This window comes from Mycobacterium sp. ACS4054 (assembly GCF_001667275.1).
Taxonomy (GTDB): Bacteria; Actinomycetota; Actinomycetes; order Mycobacteriales; family Mycobacteriaceae; genus Mycobacterium.
In genome coordinates this window covers 207,973-224,393 of record NZ_LZHV01000061.1, presented here as the reverse complement: position 1 = coordinate 224,393, position 16,421 = coordinate 207,973, and the positions used below count along the sequence as shown (strand labels likewise).

At 66.4% G+C, this 16,421-nt stretch carries 21 protein-coding genes; 8 read left to right on the top strand and 13 right to left on the bottom strand.

The genetic code is table 11. The annotated features are described in order from the left end of the window. Positions 1–57: 57 nt before the first annotated feature. Positions 58–1,137 (bottom strand): CaiB/BaiF CoA-transferase family protein, encoded by a 1,080-nt coding sequence (locus tag A5730_RS19675; RefSeq protein ID WP_067904040.1) that lies wholly within the window; start codon positions 1,135–1,137, stop codon positions 58–60. A 5-nt stretch (positions 1,138–1,142) separates the two neighbouring features. Continuing rightward, positions 1,143–1,586: an SRPBCC family protein gene (locus tag A5730_RS19670; protein WP_067904037.1), complete on the bottom strand. Its 444-nt coding sequence runs from the start codon at positions 1,584–1,586 to the stop codon at positions 1,143–1,145. Between the two features lie 35 nt (positions 1,587–1,621). On the opposite strand from A5730_RS19670, the gene A5730_RS19665 reads away from it, so the two are divergent. After that, positions 1,622–3,334 (top strand): alpha-keto acid decarboxylase family protein, encoded by a 1,713-nt coding sequence (locus tag A5730_RS19665; protein ID WP_067904034.1) that lies wholly within the window; start codon positions 1,622–1,624, stop codon positions 3,332–3,334. A 10-nt stretch (positions 3,335–3,344) separates the two neighbouring features. On the opposite strand, the gene A5730_RS24485 is transcribed toward A5730_RS19665, so the two are convergent. The 5 genes from A5730_RS24485 to A5730_RS19645 all read right to left on the bottom strand — a co-directional run bounded on the left by A5730_RS24485 (position 3,345) and on the right by A5730_RS19645 (position 7,300). Further along, complete coding sequence (locus A5730_RS24485; RefSeq protein ID WP_082946906.1) at positions 3,345–3,530, bottom strand: bacterioferritin-associated ferredoxin; 186 nt, start codon at positions 3,528–3,530, stop codon at positions 3,345–3,347. Positions 3,531–3,542: 12 nt separating this feature from the next. Next, positions 3,543–4,169: a fatty-acid--CoA ligase gene (locus tag A5730_RS19660; RefSeq protein ID WP_067904031.1), complete on the bottom strand. Its 627-nt coding sequence runs from the start codon at positions 4,167–4,169 to the stop codon at positions 3,543–3,545. Continuing rightward, positions 4,166–5,569: a FadD3 family acyl-CoA ligase gene (locus A5730_RS19655; protein WP_067904499.1), complete on the bottom strand. Its 1,404-nt coding sequence runs from the start codon at positions 5,567–5,569 to the stop codon at positions 4,166–4,168. The genes A5730_RS19660 and A5730_RS19655 overlap by 4 nt, the downstream gene beginning before the upstream one ends. Before the next feature lie 32 nt (positions 5,570–5,601). Further along, positions 5,602–6,792: an amidohydrolase family protein gene (locus A5730_RS19650; protein WP_067904028.1), complete on the bottom strand. Its 1,191-nt coding sequence runs from the start codon at positions 6,790–6,792 to the stop codon at positions 5,602–5,604. Between the two features lie 85 nt (positions 6,793–6,877). Then, positions 6,878–7,300: a lipoprotein LpqH gene (locus A5730_RS19645; RefSeq protein ID WP_231994725.1), complete on the bottom strand. Its 423-nt coding sequence runs from the start codon at positions 7,298–7,300 to the stop codon at positions 6,878–6,880. 109 nt (positions 7,301–7,409) lie between these two features. Here A5730_RS19645 and A5730_RS19640 point away from each other — a divergent pair, with 109 nt between their 5' ends. Together A5730_RS19640 and A5730_RS19635 are read left to right on the top strand one after the other, a co-directional pair. Beyond that, positions 7,410–8,156: an enoyl-CoA hydratase/isomerase family protein gene (locus tag A5730_RS19640; protein ID WP_055400288.1), complete on the top strand. Its 747-nt coding sequence runs from the start codon at positions 7,410–7,412 to the stop codon at positions 8,154–8,156. Next, the gene (locus tag A5730_RS19635) at positions 8,153–8,587 is read left to right on the top strand and encodes a hypothetical protein (RefSeq protein WP_067904025.1); all 435 of its coding nucleotides are present in this window, start codon (positions 8,153–8,155) and stop codon (positions 8,585–8,587) included. The genes A5730_RS19640 and A5730_RS19635 overlap by 4 nt, the downstream gene beginning before the upstream one ends. On the opposite strand, the gene A5730_RS19630 is transcribed toward A5730_RS19635, so the two are convergent. Further along, complete coding sequence (locus A5730_RS19630) at positions 8,503–9,216, bottom strand: TetR/AcrR family transcriptional regulator (protein ID WP_067904022.1); 714 nt, start codon at positions 9,214–9,216, stop codon at positions 8,503–8,505. The two genes, A5730_RS19635 and A5730_RS19630, sit on opposite strands and share 85 nt — an antisense overlap. Before the next feature lie 195 nt (positions 9,217–9,411). Between A5730_RS19630 and A5730_RS19625 the strand changes: the two genes are divergently transcribed. Further along, on the top strand, positions 9,412–10,707 hold the full coding sequence (locus A5730_RS19625) for a cytochrome P450 (protein ID WP_067904019.1): 1,296 nt from the start codon (positions 9,412–9,414) through the stop codon (positions 10,705–10,707). Between the two features lies 1 nt (position 10,708). On the opposite strand, the gene A5730_RS19620 is transcribed toward A5730_RS19625, so the two are convergent. From A5730_RS19620 to A5730_RS19605, 4 genes are read right to left on the bottom strand one after another with little or no spacing between them, the layout of a single operon-like run. Next, positions 10,709–10,993, bottom strand: coding sequence for a cytochrome C oxidase subunit IV family protein (locus A5730_RS19620; protein ID WP_067904494.1), 285 nt, complete (start codon positions 10,991–10,993; stop codon positions 10,709–10,711). Continuing rightward, complete coding sequence (locus A5730_RS19615) at positions 10,993–11,589, bottom strand: cytochrome c oxidase subunit 3 family protein (RefSeq protein ID WP_067904016.1); 597 nt, start codon at positions 11,587–11,589, stop codon at positions 10,993–10,995. Before A5730_RS19615 ends, A5730_RS19620 begins: the two co-directional genes overlap by 1 nt. Then, on the bottom strand, positions 11,589–12,401 hold the full coding sequence (locus tag A5730_RS19610; protein WP_067904013.1) for a hypothetical protein: 813 nt from the start codon (positions 12,399–12,401) through the stop codon (positions 11,589–11,591). The genes A5730_RS19615 and A5730_RS19610 overlap by 1 nt, the downstream gene beginning before the upstream one ends. Next, positions 12,398–13,183, bottom strand: a complete 786-nt coding sequence (locus A5730_RS19605; protein ID WP_067904492.1) for a hypothetical protein — start codon at positions 13,181–13,183, stop codon at positions 12,398–12,400. The genes A5730_RS19610 and A5730_RS19605 overlap by 4 nt, the downstream gene beginning before the upstream one ends. A gap of 95 nt (positions 13,184–13,278) precedes the next feature. Between A5730_RS19605 and A5730_RS19600 the strand changes: the two genes are divergently transcribed. After that, positions 13,279–13,872, top strand: a complete 594-nt coding sequence (locus A5730_RS19600; protein WP_067904010.1) for a TetR/AcrR family transcriptional regulator — start codon at positions 13,279–13,281, stop codon at positions 13,870–13,872. A 21-nt stretch (positions 13,873–13,893) separates the two neighbouring features. Here A5730_RS19600 and A5730_RS19595 read toward each other — a convergent pair whose 3' ends face one another. After that, complete coding sequence (locus A5730_RS19595; protein WP_197506301.1) at positions 13,894–14,277, bottom strand: hypothetical protein; 384 nt, start codon at positions 14,275–14,277, stop codon at positions 13,894–13,896. 218 nt (positions 14,278–14,495) lie between these two features. Between A5730_RS19595 and A5730_RS19590 the strand changes: the two genes are divergently transcribed. From A5730_RS19590 to A5730_RS19580, 3 genes are all read left to right on the top strand, one after another. Beyond that, entirely contained in the window at positions 14,496–15,173 is a 678-nt protein-coding gene (locus tag A5730_RS19590; protein WP_067904007.1) for a hypothetical protein, read from the top strand. A gap of 53 nt (positions 15,174–15,226) precedes the next feature. Beyond that, entirely contained in the window at positions 15,227–15,763 is a 537-nt protein-coding gene (locus tag A5730_RS19585; RefSeq protein WP_231994732.1) for a hypothetical protein, read from the top strand. A 133-nt stretch (positions 15,764–15,896) separates the two neighbouring features. After that, positions 15,897–16,418 (top strand): hypothetical protein, encoded by a 522-nt coding sequence (locus A5730_RS19580; protein WP_067904488.1) that lies wholly within the window; start codon positions 15,897–15,899, stop codon positions 16,416–16,418. The last annotated feature ends 3 nt before the right edge of the window (positions 16,419–16,421 follow it).

Here is a 16,421-nt window from a genome sequence, read left to right as displayed (position 1 = left end):
TTAGCTCAAGCTAGCAACGTCTGGGCGCTGGCGGGTCGATACGGTGTAAGACGTTGGCTACCAATCGATTTCGGAAAGGGGCGTGGTGACCGCCGGCGGCCGCCCGACCGGAGCCGCCGGGGTGCGCGAGAAGCGCGGTCCGGGCGCGGCCTGGTCCACGCCGTGGGCGGTGATCACCGTGGACCGCGCCCTCAGGTGCTCGTCGGCCGCCGCCTCGCTCCACGTCAGCACCGGGGTGACGCAGGCGTCGGTGCCGGCGAAGGTGGCGGTCCACTCGTCGCGGGTGCGGCTGGCGAAGCGTTTCGCGAAGACGTCGTACATCCGCGGGTAGGAGCCGATGTCGAGCTGGCCGGGCACCTCCTCGGGCGAGAGGCCGAGCCCGTTCAGCAACGCCGCGAAGAACTGCGGCTCGATGGCGCCGACCGCCATGTACCCGCCGTCGGCCGTCTCATAACAGCGATAGAACGGGGCGCCTCCGTCGAGCAGGAACGATTCGCGCCGGTCCCGCAGCGATCCGGTCGACTTCATGGTCCACATCATCTGGGCCAGCAGACTGACGCCGTCCACCATCGCCGCGTCGATGACCTGCCCCTTGCCCGAACGTTCCCGCTCGTACAACGCGGCCGCGATGCCGAGCAGCACCAACATCGAACCGCCGCCGAAGTCGGCGACCAGGTTCAGCGGCGGCATCGGCGGCCGGTCCGCGTAACCCAGGGCGGACAGGGCGCCGGTCTGCGACAGGTAGTTGATGTCGTGGCCCGCCGGGCGGGCCAGCGGTCCCTCCTGCCCCCAGCCGGTGATCCGCGCGTAGATCAACCGCGGATTGACCGCCGCGCATTCGTCCGGACCGATGCCGAGTCGCTCGCAGGTGCCGGGCCGGAAGCAATCCAGTAGCACATCGGCCTTGGCGACCAGCTCGAGCAGGACCCCCGGTTGAGTCTTGACGTCCAGGTCGACGACCCGCTTCCCGCGGTGCAGCAGATCGCGGTCCTCGGGCGGCATCACCAAGCCGCCAGGCCGCCGCACCCGCACCACGTCGGCGCCGAGGTCGGCCAGCATCATGCCCGCGTGCGGTCCCGGTCCGATTCCGCCGAGCTCGATCACCCGCACCCCGGCCAGGGGCCCGCCGCCGCCCACCGCGGCTACTTGCCCTTCTTCACCTGCAGCACCCGCTCGCGCAGCGCCTTGGTCGCCGAATCGATCGTCCCCTTCACCGCGCGCTTCAGGACGAAGCCCGGCAGGGGCACGTTCGGGTCGGCGAGCAGTTCGAACTTGACCAGCGTGGCGTCCCCCTGCGGGATCAGGGTGTACTTCCCGTCCTGCGCCTTCTGCTGGGACGAGCTCACCAGCTTCCAGCTCACCGTGTCGTCGGTCCAGGTGTAGGCCACCACCTGTTCGTCGGTGATGCCGGCGACCCGCACCTTCATCTTCACTTGGCTTGGGCGCCCGTCGTCGCCGGTCGACAGGATCTCCGCACTTTGGTGGGGCTCGGACCATTCGGGCATCGCCTCGAAATCGGCGATGACGTCCAGAATCTCCTTCGGACTGGCTTCGATGACGATGTCGCGGGATTCTTTGAGTGCCATGGCCCGCACGATACTGAAACGGCGTCCCGCCCGGAATGAATTCGGCAGGTACCGTCGTGCTTGTGACTGACGCCGTCAACCAGCCCCTCTACACCGTCGGCGACTACCTGCTAGACCGCCTCGCCGAACTCGGCGTCACCGAGATCTTCGGCGTTCCCGGCGACTACAACCTCGAATTCCTCGACCACATCGTCGCCCACCCCGCGATCCGCTGGGTGGGCAACGCCAACGAGCTGAACGCCGGCTACGCCGCGGACGGGTACGGTCGCCTGCGCGGAATGTCAGCAGTGGTAACGACTTTCGGGGTGGGTGAACTGTCGGCCGCCAACGCCATCGCCGGCAGCTACGCCGAGCAGGTGCCCGTCGTACACATCGTCGGCGGGCCCTCCAAGGACGCCCAGGGCACCCGGCGCGCGCTGCACCACTCGCTGGGCGACGGGGACTTCGAGCACTTCCTGCGCGTCAGCCGCGAGATCACCTGTGCCCAAGCCAACCTCATGCCCGCGACCGCCCGCCGCGAGATCGACCGGGTGCTGTCCGAGGTGCGGGAGCAGAAGCGGCCCGGCTACATCCTGCTGTCCACGGACGTGGCGCGCTTCCCCACCGAACCGCCCGGTGCGCCGCTGCCCCGCTACACCGGTGGCACCAGCCCCCGCGCGCTGGCGCTGTTCGTCGAGGCCGCCTCCGATCTCATCGCCGACCACCAACTGACCGTGCTGGCCGACCTGCTGGTCCATCGGTTACAGGTGGTCAAGGAACTCGAAGCCCTGCTGGCCGCCGACGTGGTGCCCTACGCCACGCTGATGTGGGGTAAGAGCCTGCTCGACGAGAGCTCGCCGAACTACCTGGGGATCTATGCCGGATCGGCCAGCGCCCCGGCGGTGCGCGCCGCGATCGAGGAGGCGCCGGTTCTGGTGACCGCCGGGGTCGTGTTCACCGACATGGTCAGCGGCTTCTTCAGCCAGCGGATCGACCCGGCGCGGACGATCGACGTCGGGCAGTACCAAAGCAGTGTGGCGGGCGAGGTTTTCGCGCCGCTGGAGATGGGGGCGGCGCTGGAGGCGTTGGCCACCATCCTGTCCCGGCGGAAAATCGCGTCGCCGCCGGTGGTGTCGCCGCCCGCCGCGGCCCTGCCCCCGCCTCCGCCGCGCGATCAACCGCTGACCCAACAGCTGCTATGGGACCGCCTGTGCACAGCCCTGACGCCGGGCAACGTGGTCCTGGCCGATCAGGGCACCTCGTTCTACGGTATGGCCGACCACCGCCTGCCCCAGGGGGTGACCTTCATCGGTCAACCGCTTTGGGGCTCAATCGGTTACACGCTGCCCGCGGCGCTCGGGGCCGGGGTGGCGCATCCGGAGCGGCGGACGGTGTTGCTGATCGGCGACGGCGCGGCGCAACTGACGGTCCAGGAACTCGGCAACTTCTCGCGGGAGGGGCTGTCCCCGGTCATCGTGGTGGTGAACAACGACGGGTACACCGTCGAGCGCGCGATCCACGGAGAGTCGGCGCCGTACAACGACATTGTCAATTGGAAGTGGACGGACATCCCGAACGCCCTGGGCGTCGGCGACCATTTGGCGTTCCGGGTGCAGACCTACGGTGAGCTCGATGACGCCCTGACCGCCGCCGCGCAGCACCAGGACCGCATGGTGCTCGTCGAGGTGGTCTTGCCGCGGCTCGAAATCCCGCCGCTGCTGGTCGAACTCGTCCAACCGATGTCGCCGGACGGCAGCGTTCGCCGCTGAGTCCGCCGCGTCAGGGTCGGCTGGGTGCGCCGTTCGGGTCGGACGATCGCAGCATCGCCTGCACGGTCCGCCGGCAGCGCCCGCAGTCTGCGCCCGCCCCGCAGGCCCGGGCGACGTCCTTGGTCGTGCAGGCGCCGGCCTCTACCACCTCGGCCACCGTTTGGCTGGTGACTCCGTTACACAAGCAGACGAACATCCAGGTGGCCGCTCAGTCCGCCTCGATGCGCATCATGTTGGTGAATTGGCCGACGAAAATCGGCGGATAGGGCCCCACCCCGGCACCGGACATCCACTCGGCCGCGGCGTCCGGATGCTCGATCCACCGCTGCGCGCTCTCTTCGTCGGGCAACTCCGACATGATCAGCACCTCGTGCTCATCGTCGAAGGCCTGGAAGATCCAGGTCTTGCGGATGCCGGCCGCCACGAATCTGTCTGTGGCCGAGGCGACTTCGGCGGTCAGCGCCGAGACGTCATGAACCGAGGCGATGGTGGCCACCACCACGCCGGGCGCCTCGGGGCTCGCCGTGGGCGCCGGGACGAGCCGGTGGACGATCTCGCCTGCGAAGACCGCGGGAATGTCGTCGACGCCCGCCGCGTCGAACCAGTCGAAGAAGACCCGGGAGCGCAGCAGTTCGACGATCGGCTCGCGGCTGTGCACTCCGATCATCACCAGCACGCGGCCGTAGTCATGCGTCGAGGTGTAGACGAGCACGTGGTGGGCGCCGATGTCGGCCAGGGCCGCCTTGCGGCGCTCGAGCAGCGGCCATACCCGGCTGGGATCGGGAACGCGATAGTCCGACGCGATCACCATCGAATGAATGTCGCCGTCAGTCAACGGAGTTGGTCCTTCATCACTTTTCCGGTGGCGTTGAGCGGCAGCTCGTCGAGGAACGCGATGGATCTCGGCGCCTTGAATCCAGCCATCCGCTCTCGGCACCATAGCAGCAGGTCCTCCTCGGAGACCTGGCTTTTCGCAACCACGAATGCCTTGCCGACCTGGCCGAGGCGGTCGTCGGGGACCCCGATGACGGCGGCTTGCGCCACCGCCGGATGTTCCAGCAGGTAGCCCTCGATCTCCGCCGGGTAGGCGTTGAACCCGCCGACGATGAACATGTCCTTCTTGCGGCCGTCGATGCGCAGCCGGCCGGCGGCATCGAGGCGGCCGAGATCGCCGGTGTGCAGCCAGCCGTCGGGGTCGATCGCCGCGGCGGTGCCCTCCGGGTCGTCGAGGTAGCCCTGCATGACCCCGTAGCCGCGAACCAGCACCTCTCCGTCGTCGGCGATGCGCACCTCGACCCCGTCGCACGGCAGGCCCGCCGTGGTGGCCACGTCCTCGAAGGAGTCGCCGGGCCGGGACAGGGTGACGTTGCCGGCCTCGGTCAGCCCGTATCCAGTCATCAGCGTCCGGAAGGGAAGTTCGCCGTGGATGCGGCGCACCAGTTCGACGGGGATGTCCGCGGCGCCGGTCACGCCCGCCCGCAACGTCGACAGCCTGGCCTTATCACGCACCGTCAGCAGCGAGTGATACAGCGTCGGCGGGCCGGGCAGCATCGTGATGCGTTCGCGGTCAATGAGATCCACCACCGTGTCGACGTCGAAGACCGCGACCGGCAGCATCGTCGCACCGCGCAGGAAGGAGGTGATGAGTCCCGCCTTCAGGCCGAACGTGTGGAAGTACGGGTTGATCTGCAGGTAGCGGTCGCCCTCGCGTAGATCCGCGAGCGTCGCCCATTCTTCGTACATGCGCAGCGTCTGTTGGTGATTCATCATCGCGCCCTTGGGGCGACCGGTCGTGCCCGAGGTGAAGATGATGTCGCAGATGTCGGTCCCGCTCACCGCCCGCTCGAACGGCGAACCGCTGGAAAGGAAGTCGGATTTCAGATCGATGACCGGCGTCCCGGCGGGCGCGGTGTAGTCCTGGCCCAGAAAGCCCTTCTGCACCAGGACGGCTTTGACGCCGCTGCGCGCGATGATGTCGCCGGCCTCTTCCGTCTTGAATCGGGTGTTGACCGGCACCAGCACCCCGCCGGCGGTGAGCAGGCCGAAGGCCGCGATGATCCACTCGACGGAATTCGGCGCCCAAACGGCGACCCGGTCACCCTTGCCGACGCCGAGGTCCGCGAATGCGCCCGCGGCACAACGAATTCGCTCGACGAGCTCGGTGAAAGTGAAGCGCAGCGGACCGTCGACGGCCGCTTCCGCGTCGCCGAAGCGGTCCGCCGCGCTCAAGACCATCTCGGGGATGGTCTGCCACGGCCCAGGGACCGTCACACCGTGACGAGCCGACCGAGGTTGCCGCCCATGATCTTTGCCTGGTCGTCGGTGGACAGGTGGGACAGCGCGTTGACGTAGAACGTCGGCTCCGCCAGTCCCTCGGGGTGCGGCCAGTCCGAGCCGTACAGCACCTGATCCACACCGACGAGGTTGATCAGGTCGTCGATACCGTCCTCGAAGAACGGGCTCACGTGGATCCGGTTCTTGACCATCTCGACGGGGTCGCTCGGGAAGGCTTCCGGGGCCTTGCGGAAGACCTCGGCCAGACCGTCCAACAGCGGGGTCATCCATTTCGAGCCCGCCTCGACGATCGCGACCTTCAGCTTGGGGTGCCGGTAGAGCGCGCCGTGAATCACCCACGACCCCACCGCATCCTGGATCGGCCGCCACTCGTTGAGGATGCCCATCGCGTTGGTCTGGAACGGAAGCATCTCCTGCTCGGCGCCGTCCCACTCCGAGGTGTAGCGGGAGTAGCCGCTGTCGGACGAGTGCATGCCGACCAGCAAGTCATGCTCGACGACCCGCTCCCAGAACGGGTCGAACTCGGGCACGGCGAACGACCGGGGACCGCGGAAGCCGGGAACCGGCGCCGGGCGGATCAGGATGCAACGCGCACCGCGCTTGACGGCCCACTCCAGCTCCTCGATCGCCTTCTCGACGATCGGCAGGGTGATGACCGGGGTCGTGAAGATGCGGTTCTGGTAATTGAAGCCCCAGACCTCGTCGAGCCACTCGTTCAGCGCGTGGATCAGGACGTGGATGGCGACAGGGTCGTCGCGCAGCCGCTCCTCGAGCAGGCTGGCCAGCGTCGGGAACATCAGGGTGCGGTCCAGCCCCAGCTCGTTCATCTTCTCCAGCCGCGGGCCGGGCTCGAAGAACGCCGGGATCGCGCGCATAGGCTCGCCGAACAGTTCGCGCTTGCTCTTGCCCTCCGGGTTGCCGTATTTGAAGTACTCCTCCCAGGCGCCCGGCCGGGCGACGACCTCGAAGGTCGGATTGGGGATGTAGTTGCTGATGTGGCCGCGGATCGCGATCTTCGTCCGCCCGTTGATCTGGACGTACTGGACGTAGTCCTTGTACTCCTTGGGCAGGAATTTGGTCAGCGCCTCCGGCGGCTCGTAGAGATGGTTGTCCGCGTCAAAGATCGGAAACGGGACGTCCTCCCGGTGCGACAACTGGCCCATGAGATCCTCCTTCGCGATTTTTGAGAATTGTATTCTCTACGGCCGTCCGTCCGCAACGCGCCCCCGCCGATTGGGTCCTACGTCGTCAGCACGTCACGGTGATTTTGAAAGAAGCGGAGGCCGGCTCACCGGGTTTGTCGGTCTTGTAGCCGTTGGCGGTGCCGCTGATGGTGTACTTGCCACCACTCATGCTGGTGTCCGCGTTGCCGTCGCCGCCCCGGGAGTACATCCCGCTGAACCCGCCCAGGTTTCGGATGTGTACGGAGGTGGCCGCCGGCTGTTGCGCGCTCTCGTCGATGACGACCTTCGCGCCCGAAAAATCGCCGCCGATGTCGATCGTCCGGGTCCACTCCAACTGGCCGCACTTGACGATGTGGAAATTGCGATCGTTACCGTCGATGGTCACCGACGCCGTGCTGGCGATCTGGGATGGTGGTCGCGAGGAGCACGCCCCAAGCAGCGCGACGGCGAGTGCCGCGACAACCGCGGCCGCCCTTCGGTCCGGCACCGGCACTCCTATCTTCGCTGCAGATAGCTCTTCGGCCTGCAGCGACGATGTTATTCTCGCACCGGGAGAATGCCAATATCGTCCGTTCTCGTCCAAGGAGCAATAACGCATGGTGGACCTGGAGATCGATGACGGGTTGGCGGTGCTGACCATCGATCGCCCGCACGCGCGCAATGCGATCGCGCTGGACACCATGCAGCAGCTGGAGAAGGCGCTGGACGCGGCGGCGGGCGCCAGGACTTTGGTGATCAAGGGCGCGGGCGATCGGGCGTTCGTATCCGGCGGCGACCTCAAGGAGTTGCGCGCGTTGCGCACCGAGGAGGACGCCGCGGCGATGGCCAAGCGGATGCGCGCGATCTGCGATCAGCTGGCCAGTTTCCCCGCGCCGGTGATCGCCGCGCTGAACGGCCACGCCTTCGGCGGTGGCGCCGAGGTCGCCGTCGCGGCCGACATCCGGCTGGCCGCCGATGACATCAAGATCGCCTTCAACCAGGTGGAGCTCGCGATCATGCCGGCCTGGGGCGGCGCCGAGCGGCTGGCCGCTCTCGTCGGGAAGAGCCGGGCGCTGCTGCTGGCCGGCACCGGAACCGCCCTCACCGCACAGGAGGCCGAGCGGGTGGGCCTGGTGGACCGGGTGCTGCCCCGCGCCTCGTTCGACCAGGGTTGGCAGTCGGTCGCGAGGTCGCTGGCCCGCCACCCGGGGGTCGAGATAAAGCGCGTAATCAGCGGGGTTTCGGCGGACGAAGCGATAGCATCCTTTGCACGGCTGTGGGTTGCCGACGCGCACTGGCGGGCCGCAGAGCGGGTGATGAACCGCACCGCAAGTGCGCCACGGGCCGTCGGAGGAGCGAGATGACGGGCAGACGGTTGGGCGTGGGCGCCGCGGCCCTGTCGGCGGTGCTGGTGGGTGCGAGCGGTCTACCCGTGAGCGCGGGCCACGCCAACGCCGATCCGGAGCCGGTCATGCATCACGTGAAGTACACGGTCAGCGCGCAGAATCCGATCTACACCGACATCTATTACCTGGACCACCAGCCGGCCGTCTTCGCCGATTACAGCCACAACCCGTACTCCTTCACGCCGCACGTCGACGTCGATATCGCGCCGGGCAAGCCGTGGAGCTATGAGCTGGACCTGTCAAAGCCCGATGTGTACGCGATGGTCGTGGCGAGCACGGGCACCGAACCCGGGACGCCCAACCTTCACTGCGACTTGGCGGTGGACGGCGCCGTCGTCGTATCCAAGGACGGCCCCAAAGGCGTGCTTTGCTCGCTGCGGAACTGGTGAACCACCCAGGTCTGCGGGATTCCTTCGATCGGTCGCGGCTCGCCTTCCAGGCGGCGCAGATAACGTTCGACCAACTCCACGGTTTCGGCGTGACCGCCGGACATGCCGATCGCCTGCTCCAGCACCAGCATCCGCGACAAGCTGGTCATCATTACCGTCCAGACCACCGCCGGCACGTCTTCGTTCTCCGCGCCGTAGCGCTGTAACGCGGCGGCCACCGCCTTGCGCTGCTCGTCGCGAAAACGTTCGGCGTAGTACGCGATTTCGGCCCGCATGTCTTTGCGATGATTGGCCAACGCCATGAATTCCATCGAAATCCGGGTGAACCCCGGATCGGTGCCGAACCGCCAAAGCGCCCACAATGGCTGCGGCGATTGCAACAGCTGAGCCTGCGCCTGCAGCCCTTCATCCGCGCGGCGGCGGAAGACCTCGACGAACAACTCCTCCATGGTGCGGAAGTAGTAGTGCACGAGCTGAGGTTTCAGCCCCGCCTTGCTCGCCAGGCGTCGCGACGTCACCGCGGCATAGCCCTCCTCGAGCATCAGCTGCTCGGCGGCATCGAGCAACAGGCCGCGATTTTTCGCGTCCGGCGCCCCGATCCTGCGGGCCCCGGAAGAGGCAGATGTCATGTCCCCGCTCCGTACTGTGTGCCATCCCGTGCCGACCACTCGGATCGTATCGTGGCGCGCCGGCCCCGACCTTGACCCTGACATTACCGCCATGCTAAGCAGGTGCTCAGCAGATTTTTCGATCTCGGAATCACCGCGGCGCCACTTCCTGCCGCCGAACATGACCGGTAACCCAGCCCAGGGAGACGCAATCCGATGAGCAACTACGAGTCGATCGACTTCTTCACCGATCCGTCTCTCGTCCCAGATCCGCACCCCTACTTCGACTACCTGCGCAGTCAAAACCCGGTGTTGCGTCTGCCGCACTACGGCGTTGTCGCGGTCACCGGGTACGACGAGGCCTGCGAGGTCTACAAGGACCCGGAGACCTTCTCCAACATCGTCGCGCTCGGCGGGCCGTTCCCACCGTTGCCGTTCCAACCCGAGGGCGACGACATCAGCGCCCAGATCGACCAGCACCGCAGCTCCTTCCCGATGAACGAGCACATGGTCACCATGGATCCGCCCGACCACACCAAGGCGCGATCGGTGCTGGCGAAGCTGCTGACGCCGAGCCGGCTGAAGCAGAACGAGGAGTTCATGTGGCGCCTGGCCGATCGTCAGCTCGACGAGTTCCTGAACAACGGCGAATGCGAATTCATCGCCGAATACTCAAAGCCGTTCGCCACCTTGGTGATCGCCGACCTGCTGGGCGTGCCGGAATCCGACCACAAGGAGTTCCGCAAGGTCTTGGGCGCCGATCGTCCCGAGGCGCGGGTGGGCGCGCTGGATCACGAGTCGGTCGGCATCAACCCGCTGGAGTGGCTCGACGAAAAGTTCTGCAACTACGTCGAGGATCGGCGGCGCGAGCCGCGCAACGACGTCCTGACCTCGTTGGCGTCGGCGAAGTACCCCGACGGGTCGACGCCGCCCGTCATCGAAGTCGTCCGCTCGGCGACGTTCCTCTTCGCCGCCGGCCAGGAAACCACGGCCAAGCTGCTCAGCGCGGCGCTGCAGGTACTCGGGGATCGACCGGACATCCAGCAGGAGCTGCGTGACGACCGCAGCCTCATCCCCGGGTTCATCGAGGAATCGCTGCGGATGGACAGCCCGGTCAAGAGCGACTCCCGGCTGGCCAGACGGGCCACCACCGTTGGGGGAGTAGACATTCCGGCTGGCACGGTCGTCATGGTGCTGCCGGGGGCGGCGAATCGCGACCCGCGCCGGTTCTCCAACCCGCACGAGTTCGACCTGCACCGGCGCAACGTGCGCGAGCACATGGCGTTCGCCCGGGGCGTGCACTCCTGCCCCGGCGGACCGCTCGCCCGGGTGGAGGGCCGCGTCTCGATCGAGCGTCTGCTGGACCGGATGTCGCACATCGAGATCGACGAAGCCCACCACGGGCCGAGCGTCGACCGTCGCTACACCTACGAGCCGACGTACATCCTGCGCGGCCTGAGCGAACTGCACCTGAGGTTCACCACCGCGGACGCGGTAGCGGTCGCGGGCTGACTCACAGCTTCAAACCGACGAAGTAGCAGCCGAGCATCGCGGCGGCCATCACCGCCACCCACGCGTCGGTGAGCCGGCACAGCAGCACCGGAGCGTTGCGGACCTCCATGAACTCGAGAAAGATGATGCGCACTTTGACAAGTGCGATCACGATGACGCTCGACGTGACCACCGCGCTGGATCTCAGCGATCCGCCGGCGGAACGGTCTATCCACAGATAGGTCAGCGTCAGCGACGCCAGGATCAGCCACACCACCGGCAGCCGTTTGTTGAATTTGATTCCGATCACCTCACCATGTAGAGCAGCGCGAAGATGAGCACCCACAGGAAATCGACGGTGTGCCAGTAGGTGGCGCAGGTTTCGACGAGCTGTTGAGACTCCGTCGGCTCGTGGGCTTTTCGCGCCTTGCCGCGAAGTTGGTAGACGATGACGCCGAGGGCGACGAAGCCGATCAGCAGGTGCACGAAGTGGATGCCGGTGAGGAAGAAATAGTAGGTGAAAAAGTCGTTGCTGCCCAGGCCGTTTCCCATGCGCACCAACCGGGCCCATTCGAACACCTTGACGCACAGGAAAATCGCGGCGAAGGCCGCCGTGATGAACGCGTCCCGCAGGGCCGCCCGGTGGGCGCCGGCGCGGGCCGACTGGACACACCGCGCCACCGACCAGGAGCTCAGCAGCAGGACCAGGGTGTTGAATACCCCGATGCGCAGGTCGAGGTGCGCCTGCGACTGCAGAAAAAGCTCGGGGCCGCGAGCACGGGAGAACAGGTAGAAACCGAAATATGCGGTGAAGACCAGGGTCTCGAACAGCACGAAGGCCCACATATCGGGCTGACCGGGCACGAATCTGACCCGTTGGTTCTCGTCGGCGATTTCGGTCATCAGGCAGCCGCCTCTTTTGCCGGCAGGTCGGGCAGTGGTCCGGTGCCGAAGTCTTCGCGGCGGATCATTTGAAACAGCATCACGATGAAAGTGACTTGGTAGACGCCGAATACGACCATGTCCAGCCACCAGGCGATCTCGCCGTCCCACGCGAACACGCCACGCCGGAAGATCCAGCACGGCGCCACCACCACCTCGGTCAGCGCGTTGCACAGGTTCAGATACCCGAACCACTTGGGGAACACCCGATTCTTGTCGAGCAGGATGGCCACCATCCAGATCAGCGAGCCGATCAGGAACACCCCCATGGTGCCGTCAAAGGACAAGAAGGCGAAGTCGTACAGCCAGCCGATCGCCTCGGGGTCGCGCTCGGGTCGCAGGGTGCCGACGATCAGCGCGATGTTGAGCAGCAGCATGCCGGGAACCGCGCTGAGCGAATAGATGAGCAGATACGAATACCCGAAGGCGCGGCTGACCGACATGCGCCGCATCGAGTACGCGATCAGCGCATTGTTGACCGCGATCATGCCGCTGATCGCGAAGATGATGCCGAAGCCGACCGGTATCCCGAGGCGGCGCTCGGAGAACCAATGGGCCTGCGTGGCGAGATCCCAGGTGGGTTCCGGCGGGGGCTGGACCTGCGCCACGATGAAGAACATCGGGAAGAAGATGGTGTAGAACGCCATCAGCGTCCCCCACGCCAACCACAGTTCTCGCTTGGGGTTATGCCCGATGTGCCAGCGGATCCGCCGGGGCAGCGACCCCGTGGGTGGTAGGGCCGGCGTTGTCGGCGGTGTGATCACCGCGCTCATGCGCCAACCAGTTCGCCTGCGGGCCCGTGGTTCTCGGCGCGCTCGCGACAAACGGCCCGGGCCAGGACGACGCCCATCACGACGATCCAGACGGCGATCGCCACGTTTTTCACCCAGAACGACAGGAAGCCGTCCCACGCCAACGGTCCGGTCAACGAGACGCCGACGAACGCGGCGGGCACAAGTGCGACGGCCACCAAAAGGTTGAAATGAGCCACCCAGCGAGCGAACACCGGGCGCGACTGATCATCGAAATGGATTGCCAGGGCCAGGATCACGCTCTGGCCTATCAGGAAAGGAACGAGGATCGTGAAGGTGATCCAGCCGAAGTCGTTGAGCAGCTGGGTCAGCCCGGGACTGCGCTCCGGACGAAAGGCGGCCAGTAACCAGCAGACGTTGGCGACGAGGAACAGGGTCGGGCCGCCGGCCGCGCAACCCAGCATCGCGTAGGAGAAGATAGGCGTCCGGTGCGCCATCCTGCGGATCTGCAGCACGATCAGGGCCAGGATCGGGACCAGGCACACGCCGAACCAGTTGAACACGATCATGCTGTACCGGATCTCCGGGAGATGGGCCGGATCGCGGTAGAACGCGGCGACCTGTTCGGCGGACATCGACGGCGACATCGGCGGGTTGAACCCTGGGAAGACCAAGAACGCCGCGATCCAAAGGACCAGGGCCGCGGGCAGAGTCCACAGCAGGATCAGCTCACCGTCGGTCCGCCGCGGCGCGGCCCGCGTCGTCCCCCGGGCCGGCGCATCGCCCCCGTCGGCGTCGGACATCAGCACCCCTCCCGAGATCGGCTACCACACACGGCTAGTCAGCGAAGCTAGCCGATCGGCTAGCTTGGGTCAATAGCATCGTCTAGTCTCGGTGCGTGGGAACAGCACGGCAACACCTCACCGGCGAGCACTTCTGGCTGATCGAGCACAGCCCGGCCCGGACGCGGGTACTCGATGCCGCGCTGGATCTGTTCGCCACCCACGGCGTCAGCGGTACGTCGCTGCAGATGATCGCCGACGCCGTCGGCATCACGAAAGCCGCTGTCTACCACCAATTCCGGACCAAGGAGCAGATCGTCATCGCCGTGACCGAGCGCGAGCTCGGCCGGCTCGAGCCGGCGCTCGAGGAGGCCGAGGCGTACGGCGACGGGCCACAAGCACGAGATGCCTTGCTGGTCCGGGTGATTGAGATGGCCGTCCGAGACCGCCGGCTGGTGCGCACGCTGCAATTCGACCCCGTCGTCGTCCGACTGCTGGCCGAGCACAAGCCCTTTCAGCTCTTCATGGACCGCCTGTACCGGGTGCTGCTGAGCGACGCGGGCCTGGACGGGCGGATCGAGGCGGCCATGTTCTCCGGCGCGCTCAGCACCGCCGTCATGCATCCGCTGGTCGCCGACATCGACGACGAGACATTGCTCGACCGGGTCACCGATTTGAGCCGGCGCCTACTGGGTCTGCCCCGCGACTGACGTTCGTGGCGGCTCAGCGTGCTACGTGTCGGCGCGCACCCAGGTCATGACACCATCGTGGGCGAAACACACCAGGAACAGACCATCCGGCGCTTGGGCGACGTAGTTCTGGTAGTTCTGGCAGTTGGCGCCTTCATCCTTGACCCCCGCCATCGGCGGTGACCGGAACCAGCGCGGCTGGTATCTCCTCGGCGAACCGCAGAACATCAGCCGCCCGGGCTCCGAGGCGAACGAAACGTAGCCATCGGCGACACCGAAGGCGTAATAGGTGGTGTTGTCACACGGCGCACCCAGAACCTGATGCGGCATGATGCCCGGGGTGCAGGCCGGGTAGTCGCAGACCGTCGGTCCCGCAGACGATGGCGGCGCCGCCAACACGCCGGCGCCGACCAACGCGGCAGCCATCGCCACGATGAATCGCACCCAATTACTTTGCCACACCCGGAAAGAAAATTCTCCTCCTTGGAGAAGATCAGCCGAGCCCCACGGGGCCGGGCTTTGCAGCGGTTGAACCGCCACCGTCAGCGATGCTCCGAGCGCGCGTATTTGCGCACGTAAGGGCCGCGAAAGCCGCCTGCCGATGGCGGCTTTGGGCGGATTCGCAGGTGATAAGCTCCTTCTCCGTGCACGATCCGGAGGAGCCCGACGCCGACCACGGCGACGACCCGGACATCGACGACGAAGTCGCCACCGCCGAAGCGCGCGCCGAGGCGGCTCGGGCGCGCCTGGCAAGGTTGCGCGAGGCGGCCGAACCCGGGGACCGGAAGTCGGCCCGTTGGCGACTGCGGCGTCCGCGGCGACCGCGTTGGCTGCGGCGCCCGGGGCGCAAAACCATGGCCGCCGCCGCCGGCATCCTGCTCGCCTCCGGTTCGCTGGCAGCCAGCGGTTACATGGTGTGGCAGCACCGCGCTACCGTGCACAAGCAGCGGCTTGCGGCGGAGTTCACCGCCGCGGCACGGCAAGAGATCACGGCGCTGATGTCGATTGACGCCAACCATGCCAGAGACGACTACCAGCGCATCATCGACGACTCCACGGGCGACTTCAAAAGCCAGATGGCGGCGATGTCGGCGATCATGGCCAAGCAGACCCAGGACGCGAAGGTGAGCAGCAAGGGCACCGTCGAAGCCGTCGCGGTCGAGTCGATGAGCGACAATTCGGCGGTCTTGCTCGTAGCGGCGCGATCCGATGTCACCAACGCGGACAACACCCATCGACCACCCGTGATGTGGCGGATCAGCGTTGGCCTCGCGCGGGACGGTGGTCAGCTCAAGATGTCGAAAGTCGATTTCCTGCAATGACTGTCGAGCCTGGTTCACCCGGGGACGGCACGGAACCCGAACCTGCCGACGAGATGGGGTCACCGCCCGCGTCCCGCACCGACCGGCCGAGGGTCGGCAAGCGCTGGATCCGCCGGTGGCGCTTGATACTCGCGACGGTGGTGGTTGCTGCCACGGTGGGCACCGCCGCCGGTTTGTACTTCCACTTCTACCGGCCGGACCAACAGGTCGGTGACGCGGCGGCGCGCCGCGCGATCCAGACGGCGTCGGACGGCGCCGTCGCGGTGCTGTCGTACGCTCCCGACAACCTGGACCGGGATTTCGCCAAGGCGAAGTCGTATCTCACCGGTAATTTCCTCGCCTACTACACCAAGTTCACCGAACAGATCGCCGCGCTGGCACAACAGAAGCACGTCACTGAGACAGCGCAGGTGGTTCGGGCCGCCGTTTCCGAGCTGCACCCGAATTCGGCGGTGGTGCTGGTATTCGTCAATCAAACGGCCACCAGCAAGGAAAAACCGCAACCGCAGACAACGGCGAGCATCGCCGTGGTGACATTGACGAAAGTCAAGGGTTCCTGGCTGATCTCGAAGATGGATCCGCTGACGTGACCGCACGTCGTTTTGGTCCAATCGGCATTTTGTCCGCGCCGAAGCGGTGTTAATCTCATTGCGCAAAAGCCGCAAGCGATGTCGAAAACCGAATAACAATGTCGGTTGCTGAAAGCGGTTGGAGGAGCGCCTGATGCGTTCAGTTCGAACATTCACCACCGCAACGCTGGTCGCCGCCACGGTATTCGGCGGCGTGAGCACGGCGGCCATGGCCCGGGCGACAACCAAGGAAGAAGTTGCCGTCAACGGGACGTTCCGCGCCACCTCCATCGGCGACTGGGCCCAGCGCAACGATCAGTACTTCGGCGAGCCGACCGTCGTGCAGACCTGGACCATCAGCTCGACGTGCGAGACGTTCCAGGAATGCCACGGCACGGTGACCAGCGACCAGGGCTGGACCGCGCCCCTCTACATGAACGACGGGGAGATGTGGAAGGTCAAGCGCGAGGTGCCGAACTGGGAGCGGTGCGAGGACGGCACCGCGTTCACCGGATCGCAGACCTACTATTTCTATCCGGTCAACCAGTACGGCGGATACCAGCTCGGGTCGTCGACCTACGCCGGAAAGGACAAGACGGTCGGCCCGTCGGGTGCCTGCGGCCAAAACCAGTGGCTCGACATCACGATGCCGCTACGCCTGGACAAGTTGAGCTGACGC